Annotated in this window: 13 protein-coding genes; 10 read left to right on the forward strand and 3 right to left on the reverse strand. The window is 65.1% G+C overall.

Annotation, left to right across the window (positions count from 1 at the left end):
• The first annotated feature begins 157 nt into the window (after window positions 1-157).
• The 9 genes from IT347_01705 (at window position 158) to IT347_01745 (ending at window position 7,902) form a co-directional block, all read left to right on the forward strand.
• A complete protein-coding gene (locus IT347_01705; protein ID MCC6348292.1) occupies window positions 158-685 on the forward strand; it encodes a crossover junction endodeoxyribonuclease RuvC in 528 nt (175 codons plus the stop codon).
• A gap of 119 nt (window positions 686-804) precedes the next feature.
• A complete protein-coding gene (locus IT347_01710; protein ID MCC6348293.1) occupies window positions 805-1,344 on the forward strand; it encodes a crossover junction endodeoxyribonuclease RuvC in 540 nt (179 codons plus the stop codon).
• 106 nt (window positions 1,345-1,450) lie between these two features.
• Complete coding sequence (locus IT347_01715; protein ID MCC6348294.1) at window positions 1,451-3,115, forward strand: hypothetical protein; 1,665 nt, start codon at window positions 1,451-1,453, stop codon at window positions 3,113-3,115.
• A gap of 494 nt (window positions 3,116-3,609) precedes the next feature.
• Entirely contained in the window at window positions 3,610-4,302 is a 693-nt protein-coding gene (locus tag IT347_01720; GenBank protein MCC6348295.1) for a hypothetical protein, read from the forward strand.
• Complete coding sequence (locus tag IT347_01725) at window positions 4,274-5,116, forward strand: PD-(D/E)XK nuclease family protein (GenBank protein ID MCC6348296.1); 843 nt, start codon at window positions 4,274-4,276, stop codon at window positions 5,114-5,116. Before IT347_01720 ends, IT347_01725 begins: the two co-directional genes overlap by 29 nt.
• Window positions 5,117-5,165: 49 nt before the next feature.
• Window positions 5,166-5,714, forward strand: a complete 549-nt coding sequence (locus tag IT347_01730) for a hypothetical protein (protein MCC6348297.1) — start codon at window positions 5,166-5,168, stop codon at window positions 5,712-5,714.
• 52 nt (window positions 5,715-5,766) lie between these two features.
• Window positions 5,767-6,132, forward strand: coding sequence for a hypothetical protein (locus tag IT347_01735; GenBank protein MCC6348298.1), 366 nt, complete (start codon window positions 5,767-5,769; stop codon window positions 6,130-6,132).
• 16 nt (window positions 6,133-6,148) lie between these two features.
• The gene (locus tag IT347_01740; GenBank protein ID MCC6348299.1) at window positions 6,149-6,877 is read left to right on the forward strand and encodes a DUF932 domain-containing protein; all 729 of its coding nucleotides are present in this window, start codon (window positions 6,149-6,151) and stop codon (window positions 6,875-6,877) included.
• Window positions 6,878-7,134: 257 nt separating this feature from the next.
• Entirely contained in the window at window positions 7,135-7,902 is a 768-nt protein-coding gene (locus tag IT347_01745; protein ID MCC6348300.1) for a hypothetical protein, read from the forward strand.
• Between the two features lie 559 nt (window positions 7,903-8,461).
• On the opposite strand, the gene IT347_01750 is transcribed toward IT347_01745, so the two are convergent.
• Window positions 8,462-9,583, reverse strand: a complete 1,122-nt coding sequence (locus tag IT347_01750) for a TonB family protein (GenBank protein MCC6348301.1) — start codon at window positions 9,581-9,583, stop codon at window positions 8,462-8,464.
• Window positions 9,584-9,736: 153 nt separating this feature from the next.
• On the opposite strand from IT347_01750, the gene IT347_01755 reads away from it, so the two are divergent.
• Window positions 9,737-10,093 carry a hypothetical protein gene (locus IT347_01755; GenBank protein MCC6348302.1) on the forward strand — a complete coding sequence of 119 codons (357 nt, stop codon included), beginning with the start codon at window positions 9,737-9,739 and terminating at the stop codon, window positions 10,091-10,093.
• 202 nt (window positions 10,094-10,295) lie between these two features.
• On the opposite strand, the gene IT347_01760 is transcribed toward IT347_01755, so the two are convergent.
• Window positions 10,296-10,664, reverse strand: a complete 369-nt coding sequence (locus IT347_01760; protein ID MCC6348303.1) for a hypothetical protein — start codon at window positions 10,662-10,664, stop codon at window positions 10,296-10,298.
• Window positions 10,665-10,673: 9 nt separating this feature from the next.
• Window positions 10,674-11,588, reverse strand: a complete 915-nt coding sequence (locus IT347_01765; GenBank protein MCC6348304.1) for a hypothetical protein — start codon at window positions 11,586-11,588, stop codon at window positions 10,674-10,676.
• Window positions 11,589-11,617 lie beyond the last annotated feature (29 nt).

Here is an 11,617-nt window from a genome sequence, read left to right on the forward strand (position 1 = left end):
GGCCCAGCAGTGTCGCGTACAGCGTCCGGCTGTCGATCGTCATCGCGCGTCCTCGCGGTCAGGGTCCGCGCGCAGCCTATCAGGCCATCAAGCCGCTGTTCTCAGCCACACGAAAGTCGGAAGGCCCTCTTTCTTTACCTCCTCAAGTCCCACGCCCATGCCCCGAAACCCTAACCGTCCCATCCTCGCCATCGATCCTGGCACCCGAGAACTCGGCTACGCCGTTCTCGCCGGCCGCCGGCTCCTTGAGCACGGCGTCATCCCTCTTCGAGCACTGCCAAAGAATCGGCGACTCCGCGAAGCGACCCTGGGGATGGGCCGGCTCGTGAATCGACATCGGCCCGGCGCGTTCGTCGTGGAGAAGACCTACCGCCATCCGGTGCCGTGGCTCAATGATCTCCACCGCATCACGCTCGCGGCCCGGCGCATCGCGAAACACTGGCGCATCCCGCTTCACACCTACGCGCCACAGGCCGTACGCCAGACGGTCGCCGGCAACGGCAAGGCGACCAAGAGCCAGGCGGCGGTGATCGTCGCGCACCGCTTCCCGCAGCTGCGTCTCCTGCTCACGCAAGACCGGCGCTGGAAGGAGCGCTACTGGCTGAACGACCTCGATGCCGTCGGCCTTGCGTGGCACCACCAGGCGGTCACGCACCCGCCCTCCCGCAGCCGGAGATCCGGCTGAAGTACTGGCGCGTCAGGCTTGCCCCGGCGCCACCGCACCCGGCCATCGCACCTGCAAGGGGAGAAGGCCGGCGGCTCTCGGGAGGGCACCCTTTCGATTCACTCAACTCCACTACCTTCATGCACCCCAAGACCGTCATCGGCATCGATCCCGGCACCCGCGAAATGGGCCTTGTCGTCCTGCGCGGCCGCGCACTCGTCTGGTTCGGCGTGCGCACATTGCCCAACGGCAAGCGTCACCACGAAGCGATCGGGCTGGCCAAGCAGCTCGTCCTGAACCTGATCGAAGAACATGACCCGGACGCAGTGGCGATCGAGCAGCCGTTCGACTTGCCGACGAAGCGGTCGCATCTGCTCAACGTCATCGCCGACGAGCTCCGCGACCGGTCCGAGGAACTGGGGATTGATGTCGTCGAGCTGTCGCCAGAGGCAATCCGAGAGCGCGTCACTGGGAATCCCCGCGCGAACAAGGTCGATGTCGCCGAGCACCTCGTCGATCACGGCTTCGGGCATCTTCGCCAACTCGTCCCGAAGCGACCGGCGCGGGCTGCCCTCGGTCTCCGGCCGCGGGACAAGTACTGGCTGCACATGTTCGACGCGCTGGCGATCGCAGTGGCAGCATCCACGACTACGGCACTTAGTCTGCCCTTAGCTCGGTAGGTCCCGCCGCCCGAGTTGGCGCTTCGCCCGCCTCGCCTTCGCTTGACCGAGCCTCTGACGGTGGTAGTCTGCCGGTCTGTTGTTCGCTCAGTCGTGGAGGAATGTCGTGGCCGCTGCGATGCCGCCTACCGCCGCAGTCAATCCTGGCGCTCGAATCACTCTGGTCTTCGGCGCGCCTGGCACGGGGCGCACCGAGAGCTTGGAGAAGTACCTCAGGTGGCGTTCGAGCAACGCGCCCGAGTCGGGGCAATGCCTGCTCATTGACCTCGACGCAGCAGTCAAGGAAGCATGTCTGGCGCTGAACTTGAAAGACGAAGACGGCGACGCTTTACCACGACGGCCTTCCATGCAGCTCATTGCCGCGCTCGGCCACCACAAACTCGCCGCTTCTTGGCGGGAGGCGCTGGAGTCCGTCGCGATTCGCGCCATTGACGCGTCCAAGACCAGAGACGTCCTGCTTGTGCTGTACGGGACGTACTTCAACCCGCTTCACTTCGAGTTCTACTCCCCGGTCGACGTGAGGTCTCTTCACTCCCGCCTAGCTGGCCATGTCCGCCAAGTCGTCGTCCTGATCGACGACATTTACGACATGCGTTCGCGGCTGCCCCAGTCGGATATCACGTTCATTCGCGCCGGGAATGAACGGGAACCGTATGGTCAGGAGCTTGCCCTTCAGGGAATGCTCACTTGGCGTTCCCAGGAGGTAGCGTTCGCTCACCACTTGGCACTGATGTTCCCTTGCCCATGCTTCGTCTTCGCGGTCAAACACCCTCTTGGTATCTTTCATCGGTTGGTTGTAGGCGGTCACACGACAGTCTATCTCTCCCACCACATTTCGTCGATCCGGAAGGCGTCCCTTGCAGATGGTGCGCTCGATAGCGTGGCACGTGAGCAGATTGCTGAAGTCGAGGGCATCGCAACTGAACTTGCAGTTCGGGGTCTGGTTGTATTTGAGCCCACCTCGATTGACGAGTATCGGTTTCTTGCGCAGCCAGCTGGTGAGTATCCCCTCGATCGCTCTCTGGGCCCACGGTGGCCAAAGGTCACTCCTGCGGAGCAGCTACTCTGGCATGAGATTGTTCAACGGCCGATGGAGCATCCGAAGCACGCTGACAGAGCTGTGCAGCGCGGGTTGGTGTTCGCCCTCCGGAACGAGATCAGCTGGCAGATCAACCAGCGAGATCACGCGCTTGTACGACAGAGCGATCTCGTGTACGTGCACCGGCCGTTCCTGAACGGACACTCTGCGCGGGGCGTCCAGCGCGAGATGGAGTACAGGCACGCACTCAATGGGGATGCGGCCAACGGCCGCAAGACCATGGTCGTCTTCAACCCGCCGGCTGACGAACTGGCCAGACTTGCACCCGCAATATCTGCCCACCTTCATTCCGAGCAAGCAAGCGGGAGGATCTCCATTACGTCCCCGGAGGCGTTGGACGCTCTACGTGATGGAGATGGTCTGACAGTAGCCCTAACGGGCACTCCGGAGGACCGTGATTGGAGCGACTCGTACATGGGGCTATTCAAAGTCCTCATGGAACGGTGTAATATTGACATTGAACTATCCACAGGGAGTACGCTGGACGGCAATGAGGCGTACACGCGACTTCGTGAGGAGGATAGGTTCATGCGACGTCTACTGGACGCGGTGGCGCCCCAAGGACGTGGGGAGGAGCGGAGCCTATGGATTCCCGAGTCAATGGACTCGACGGCGATCGCGGCCGCAGTGCACGAGGTAACGGGAAACTCGGAGCGGGCGGCGATCGTATGATGGCCCAGTCGGGAGAGCTCGAGGAGGTCGTTCTTTATGCCGGCGACGAGGACGGCTTCGTCGTCACGGAGATCAGGCGGTGGCTGTCGAGGCACGGGATTGAAGCCCGTATTGCGCCTCCGGCGTTCTCAGACGGCAACGGTGGGCTCGAGCCCGTGTCATTGAGGGCCGGGCAGACAGTGTATCGGAACGTCAACTCCATCGTGGCCGTGTTCTTTCACTCGATTGAGATTGGAGAGGAAGTTCCTGGATTTCGTGCCCAGCGAAGAGCCTAACACGCCGGCGCATCAAGCACCTAGATTCGGACCGATCCCTTGTGGGTCGGTCCGGTTTCTGTTGGACAGCAGCGTGATCTTCGAGACTTATCCACAGCGATGCGCCGCCGTCGCCGCGTTCACCTCTCTACGGGGGAAGAACGCCGCGAGCTACGCTACCTGACGCAGTACAACTCTTGCCGCTGTCGTACTACTCGCCCCCTGACAAGGAGTCCTCCCATGAGGGCTCAGCCAGCCGCTCCCCGGGCCAACGGGGAGCCCGAACCCCGTGAGACCATCGCCTACGCCGAGCTGCTGAAGCTCGCGCACGACGAGGGCCTGAAGTCCATCGCCACCTCGCTCGTCTTGACGCCCTCCGAGGACAACGGCCGCCTCGCGATCGTCAAGGCCTCGGTCGAGACGGAGCGCGGGCACTTCGAAGCTCTGGGCGATGCCGATCCCGGCAACGTCGATGACTTCCTTGCCCCGCACCTGATCCGCGTGGCCGAGACCCGGGCCAAGGCCCGCGCCCTCCGTGACGCCTGCAATGTGGGCGTCGTCTCCTCCGAGGAGCTGGACGGCGTCAGCCGCGACCGGACCCCGAGCCCCGGACCGGGTGCACACCCTGCGCGCCCCAACGGCACGAGTCGCACGACCACGCGCCCGCGTGGCAACGGCTCCGCTCCACGATCCAACGCCAGCGGCTCGCCCGAGCCGATGACCGAGGGCCAGCGCCGGTACCTGTTCCGCATCCTCGCGGGGCAGGGCTACCAGCGCGAGGCCGCCGAGGTGCGCATCAAAGAGCTCTTCGACGTCGACTCGCTCGCCGAGATCACCAAGACCGGCGCCATGCAGATGATCGACCGGCTCCTGAACCCCGTCCCCGCCACCGCGGGAGGCGGCAATGGAGCCGAGACGCGTCCTCTCCGTTAGCCAGGTCAACGCCTACCTCGGCTGTCCGCTCAAGTACCGCTTCCAATACGTGGACAAGATCCCGCGTCCCTGGCGGGTCGCTGGCATGGCCTTCGGCACCTCGATCCACGCCGCCGTCGAGTGGTTCCACAAGGAACGGCTCGCCGGACGCTCGCCGGAGCTTCCCGACGTGCAGAAGGTCTTCGACGCCGACTGGTACGCGCAGAACGTGGAGCCGCTTGTCTTCTCCGAACGCGAGTCCCGCGAGGGTCTCGCCGAGAAGGGACGGGCCATGCTCCAGCTCTACGTGGAGTCCTGCAATGGGACGAAGCCGGTCGCGGTCGAACAGCCGTTCGAACTCGACCTCGCCGATCCCGAGACCGGCGAAGTGCTCGAGGTGCGCCTGCGGGGCATCATCGACCTTATCGAGGACGATGACGTGCTCGTGGACCTCAAGACCGCCGGCCGGACACTTGAAGCCGGCGGACTCGAACGGCACCTGCAGCTCTCCGCCTACGCGCTGGCCTATCTGCTCCTTAAGGGGAAGGTCCCGCGCCTGCGGCTGGACATGCTGCTCAAGACCACGAAGCCGCGGCTCGAGCGGCACGAGACCACCCGCTCGCTCGAGGACCTGTCCTGGACCGCCCGGCTGATCCGCGAGGTCTCCCTCGCGATCGAGACCGAGCATTTCTTCCCGAACCCGTCCTGGCGCTGCACCGAGTGCGAGTACTTCGCCCACTGCCAGCAGTGGCGCGGTACCTGGCCGATGCAGGCCGACGAGCAGTTACTCCAACTGGCTGAAAGGGAAGGTGTCGGCGAGATCGCGGGCGCGTGAGGACCTAGGCGGTCGTCGCGTGTCATCGGGGGCCACGGACGGCAGCTGAATGCCTTGCGCCCCGCGGCTCGTCGCACCTTCCCCGTCTCTTCGTTCCTTCCATCTCCATCGGGGCTCCGCGCGTATTCGCTCGGGGCCCTTCTTTCTTGCCCGCCCCTGCAGGAGTCACCCCGTGTATGTCCGCGAACTCACCCGTCGCCGCTACCGCACCACTTCCCCGGTTCCCATCCGTGGTCCCGACGACGTCGCCCACCTGCCGGCCGTCAAGCGGCTCGTCCGGGCCAAGCGAGAGCACTTCGTCGTGCTGCTCCTCAACGCCCGGCATGAGGTCGAGGGGATCGAGACCGTCTCGATCGGTTCCTTGAACGCCTCGATCGTCCACCCGCGCGAGGTCTTCAAGCCCGCCGTCGTCAGCTCGGCTGCCTCGGTCGTCCTTGTCCACAACCACCCTTCGGGCGATCCCGAGCCCTCGGAAGAAGACCTCTCGATCACCAAGCGCCTGGTCGAAGTCGGCGATCTGCTCGGCATCGGCGTCCTGGATCACGTCCTGGTCGCGAGCCGGGGCCTCGTCTCGTTCCGCGCCCGGCAACTGCTCTGACGAGAGGGAGGCACCAATGGGCTACACCGTCGATCTGGAAGAAGCCAACCTCATGTGCCGCAGTGAAGCCGCAGCCCGCGAGGCCACGACCATCGTCACCGCTCACCGAGAACTGAGTCCCTATCACCTCGAGGTGGCTCCCTGGCAGCGCAGCAGCCCGCCCCGCGAGGACGCATGGTCGCTCAGCATCGAGCACTTCCAGGGCGACCACTGGGACGACGACGCGGCCAAGCAGCTGTGGCTGGCGCTCGCCCCGCACCTGGCCGACGGCGCCACGATCGAGTTCCAGGGCGAGGACCGAGTGCGCTGGCGCATCCGCTGGGAGGCCGGCCGTGTCTTCGAGGAGTACGTCCACGAAGTGATCTGGGCCGTCGGCCAGGAGATCGACCCGACAGAGTCTGAACCCGCCCCCGCATGAACAGGAAGGAGCACCCGTGACTCAAGCACTCGTCGTTCACCGCGGCGGCTGGTCCGCCACCCGGGGGGACCTTGCCTCAGTGGAGGTCCCCGAGCCGACCGACTCCTACGTCCCCGTGCCCTATGGGCGGCTGATCGAGGAGATCCACCTCCACCTGCCGCGCTTCGGCCTCAGGGTCGAGGACGAGCGCTACGCCCTCGCCCGCGAAGGCAACCAGATGTTCGGGGTCCTCACCTGTCGCAACGGCCACGTCGCCGACTGGGGCCTCGCGGTGGGGGTGAGGAGCAGCTACGACCGCTCGCTCGCGGTCCAGCTCGTCGCAGGCTCCAGGGTCTTCGTCTGCGACAACCTCGCCTTCCACGGCGAGACGCAGGTCTCGCGCAAGCACACCGCCCACGTCTTCCGCGACCTGCCGGGCCTCATCTACGACATGCTGATGTCCGTGTCGGCGATGAGGGAGATCTTGGCGGCCGAGATCGAGCAGATGAAGCGGCAGATCCTCTCCGTGGCGCTCTCGCACCACCTGATGGTCCTGGCGCTCCGGTGCGGCGCCCTGCCGGCCTCCCAGCTGCCCAAGGTCATCGAGCACTTCGATGACCTCGACAACCCCGAGTTCGCACCACGCTCGGCCTGGGCCCTCTTCAACGCCTTCACGGCGGTCATCGGCCAGCGGCAACCCCGAGCCCAGATGGACGGGACCCTGCGGCTCACGAAGGCGTTCCGCGAGGGGCTCAGCCTCAACTAGTTCTTTCACCGGGGCTGTTCAGCGATGGACGGCCCCTCTTTTTGTGGGATCACGTGCCGGCGGACACGTCGCGGTCTTTTCACTCGTGCTCCGCGGCCGCAAGGTCTAGATGAGCCTACAACGTCTTCGACCGCCTTGCGCGAGCAACTTCGTGCGCGGGTCGTTCTCGGACAGCCGACGATTGAGGAGTCCGTCCAACATTCAGCGGTTGCTACATGTCGAATTCTGTTCGACACTGTAGTGGGAGGAGGCCGCTCATGAGAGAAACAGAAGGCCTGCAGGACGTCCAGGACCGAGACAAGGCCGCGCGACAACAGGCCTTCAATGAGTTCATCGCCTGGTTGGACGGCCCGCCAACGAAGGTACCAGGACGGTGGATTGGCATCGGTCGCGATGTCTACGCGCGGAAGTACCTTTTGCTCGAAGCGAGTGAAGCGCTCCGGGTGCACGGCGTACCGAATCCGCTCAAACATGCTGCCACGGACGTCTTGGTCGAGAAGGCCCAACGAGAGCTTACTCATCGCGCGGTGTTCTTGAACATCTTCGGCGGACTCACCTATGTGGTTGCACTGCTTACGCTCCTGTTTGGGGCATGGGAGTTAAGCACGCATGGGGCCGCACTTCCGCCGGTAGGGGCGCTCGACACTCGTGTCCTTATCTTCTCGATCTTCCGTTCATCGACATCGGCCGCCCTCGTCTTTGCAGCGATCTACTTGCTCGTGGCGGTGGCGAAAGCACTCCTGAGAGAGGGCTCCCTCCTTCTGAACCGTCGACACGCGCTGCGGTATCTGCGACTGTGTGTCTACTTGACCGATGGCAATATCACGCTCGATCAACTGCGCGAGATGGTGAACTGGAACGCCGAGTTCGCGACGGCCTTTGAAGCCATTGACACCGAGAAGATGGTTGGCGCAGCGCCGCTCAACAAGCTCGTCGAGGCGTTCAATCTCGCGCTTCGAACAGTGGCCAAATCGGTCCCCAGTCGCGTGCATGTTAGCAAAGGTGGAGTGCACGTGGACAAATAGACTCAAGACGCTATTGACATGTGTATCGTAGTATGATAGCTTATAGCGTCCACCTACTAGACCACATGCATGGCAACCCCTAGAAACATGCCGAGCGCTGTGCTCGGCAGGTGAACTGGGGGAGTGCCATGGAGTTCCTCTGTATTGTGTTGTTGACGATCGGTGTGGCCGCGGTTCTCAACGGGCTGGTACTCGTCATTCTGGGCCGAATGCAGACGGCCGAATCCGAGGCGGGCGCGCGAGTGGGTATCTGGCTCATCGCGGTCGGCCTGATGTTCCTTGGGGTCGTCGCCATCCTGGCGATCGGTCCAGCGCGGACCATCCGCACGTCTTGGAGCATGGCGCAACTTGCCATGCTCCTGTTTGCTTACTTCGTGAAGTCGGCAGATGGACGGCGGGCGCGACCTGGCGAACGATCCAAGCGATGGTCGGGACGCCGACCCGATGGACGGCGCTTGGCATCAAGGCAATGCCAGCCGAACGCAGTGCCGTGGTGTTGGGATTCCACCTGGCCTCAACCGACGCGGAGCAGCTCGGGTCGACGAGTGGGGAGCCTCACCTACCGAAGCGAGAACTTGACCGGCACGGCGACCCACACGGCCACGGGCCGGCCCTCCGACTGCGCGGGCTTGAAAACCCATTGCTTCACCGCCGCAACGGCGGCTGCATCGAGCGCGGGGACGCTCTTCTGGATGCGCACGTCCCTGACACGTCCGTCTTTGCCGACGAGCGCCTGCACGAGCACCGTGCCGTCGATCCCGGCCCCTCGCGCCAGGTCGGGATACACCGGCGGTACGCGGGTGATCGCCTCGGGCAAGTCGTCGACATAGACGTAGTCGCCGAACTTGGGCAGCTCGTCGTCGGTCGGTGGCACGACGACGACCTGCTCGTCCGTTCCTTCCACCCTCACCACGGTCGGAACATCGGTTGGCGTGGATGTGTCGCCGCCTCGCTGCGCCGAACGGTCGTGGGGCCGGGCGGTGCGCCGTGAGGACGAGCGCTTACCACCCACACTCGAGAGATCCTCATTCGGTTGCGACCCACGGCCGAAGGTGGGCAGTCGGATGTCCGTCAGCACCCATCCCAATCCGCGTCGGTGCAGCACGAAGGTGATGTCGGCCTCACGGCTGGAGTCCGCGTGGACCACGGCCAGAAACACCGACGAACTGCGGTAGCGCTGCTCGACCTTGACCGTCCGGTCAGAATCCGGCCCTGGGGATGAACCGTCGGGGTCGGGGCGTTGACCGGCGGTCAGCAGGGCGATGCCGCTGGGCGTCACGTAGGTATCCACGATGCGGTCGATGAACGCGCCAGCGAGAAGCAGCCCGAGGCCGGCGAACGGATTGTCGTTCAGGTCGGACATGCTCTGTGCAGCGGATGCGTTGAAGCTCGCCTTGAGGTTGCCACGGAGCGCGGGGAAGTCGATGAGTTCGGCCAGGGCGTCCCGATCCCCGCGTTCTGCTGCCTGCCGGATGCGGCTGAGCACGAAGTATGGCTGAAGGAACAGCCAGACGCAGAGCGCTGCGACCACGAGCGCCGCCAGCGCAATCAGGCCCCGATGGTGGTTCCTGCGATCCGTCTCCTCGAACTCCCTCTGGTGGTCATCCGTCGTTGATTGCACGCGCGGCCCCCACATCGTTAGACACACTGGATTGATGAGCCCTATCAGTAGGATCATCATGCCACCAAGCTCGCCCGCGTGCCCGGCCCGGTGAATGGACCAGCGAAGGAGGACCCAATGCACGGCCGCCTACTTGCCACCCTCGCCGTAGGGGCAGTTCTTTCGTGGCTCACGATCGCGGCAGTCGATTCCCGACGGACCCCCGGCTCGGAGGTGGCCGCGGTCTACCGACTCGACTACGCCATCACCGCGGATGGGCACATCTACCGGTACGCCGGCGAGCATGAAGCACCTCCGACGTACGCCAGCCCGGCGACGCCATTCGAACCGGCGCCTGGGTACTGGGTCCTGTGCGACTCGACCGGTTCGCTCAGCGCTCGTCCGGTAGCGCTGTACCTGACGCCGTTCGGTGCGGCGGGTCGGATCTACGAGATCATTGCTGCCGACGGGAATCACTACCGACTCACGGTCGCGCCGCGAGGTGGACGCGGCACCGGGCCACTCGTGCCGCGACCGGTCGAGCTCGTGGGGAACGTGTTCGCCGGCGGACGAGAAGCAACGGGGCACTGATCGGCGAACGCATGGTTCGGCGAGAACCTGCGGCTCGTGGGTTGTCCACAGGCCGTCGCTGGCGTCGGCCTGCTAGAATGCCTGTGAGCGGTCCATTCCACCGGCCGCGAGCATGCTGGATGCCTACATCTTCACCACACTCGGCCCGCTGCGCGGTACGCACGATTCGATCGAACGGTTCGCGTTCGCATCACTTTCGCCGTCAGACCGACAGGCGCTTCCCATCTTCTCCGCTATCCGGGCCTTCTCGGGCCCGCTGGGCCCTGACACCCTCTGGGCGATCGGTCGACTGGGTGCCGAGCGGTCGCGCTACGATCCGGTTCGGCAGGTCGGCGATGGCCTCACCGAGTGCCAGGGCCAGCTTCGCGCGCTCCTCGCCGCGCGCACAACGATGGAGCGATCTCGCGCCGCCGGACGACTCGCTCACGGCCTGGCCGATCTTTGCGATCCAGCCCACCACGTCGGGCGCGCCGGCGTCACCCGCGTGCGAGTGTTCGGACGGATGCGGACGGAGCGCTGGGTCGATCCTTTGACCGGTCCCCTGTGGGAGCCCGGTGAGCGCCACAATCACTTCGAGTGGCTACTCGCTCGAGTCACCGTCGCCGGCCCGCGCGACGTCATCGGCGACCTGGTCGCTGAGCATCGGTCGTTCTTCCTCCGCCGACTGCACACTGGCTCGGCCGGCTCGGTCTTCCGCGAGGCCACCCTGAGCATCGCCCGCCTGGATCTGTGGGGCCGGTTCCTGCGGGGTGCTGGCCTGGCCGAGCTGCGTCGGCCCTTGGCCCGGCACGTCCTCCTTCCGACCTGCGGACTGATCGCCGCCTGTTGGAGCCTTGGTGCCGCCGGCCGCCTCCGGGGAGCGGAGCGCCGCGAGGAGCTCCCGTCGTCGGTCGAGCACACCGACGTAGGAGGAGACGATGACCGCCACCATCCCAAAGAGCATGGTGGCCGAGGCCGCAACCTGCAGGACGAGCAGGAGCCTGACCGCTGTTGAGGCGGGCTGGAGATCGCCGAAGGCGATCGTGAACGTCGTCAGGTAGCTGAATACCCACAGGGCAAGGTACGGATGGCGCAGGCCGTCGGCCCACGTGTTCGGATCGAGCCGCTGGAGCGCGGCGTAACCAGTGGCGAAGGCCGTGACGTGGGCGAGAACGAGGTAGACGAGGGCCGCCATCGTGATCGGATGAAGACGTTCGCGCACGTTGACCAGTCGCCCGTATTCTTCGGGCAACGCATCGCCGGCGAAGGTCAGGAGCAGGACCACGGCGTGGGCGCATCCAAGCAGCGCCAATCCCACGAGTGCCAGCACCGGTGACACAGCAGCGGGCACGCCGGGGATCGCGCCGAGGGCGCAGAGCACCTCGGCCATGAGCAGCGCGATCGCTAAACGGAAGACCCGGTCGTTGGACAGCGGCGGCAGACGTCGCAGCACCCACGACTGCAACCCAAACCGGTCGCGGGTGAAGGTCTCGAACTCCGGATGAGGAGTACTCACCGGTACCCTCCGCTCGCTCAAGGCAACGC

It is taken from the genome of Candidatus Eisenbacteria bacterium, assembly GCA_020847735.1.
In the GTDB taxonomy this organism is placed as follows: Bacteria; Eisenbacteria; RBG-16-71-46; order RBG-16-71-46; family RBG-16-71-46; genus CAIXRL01.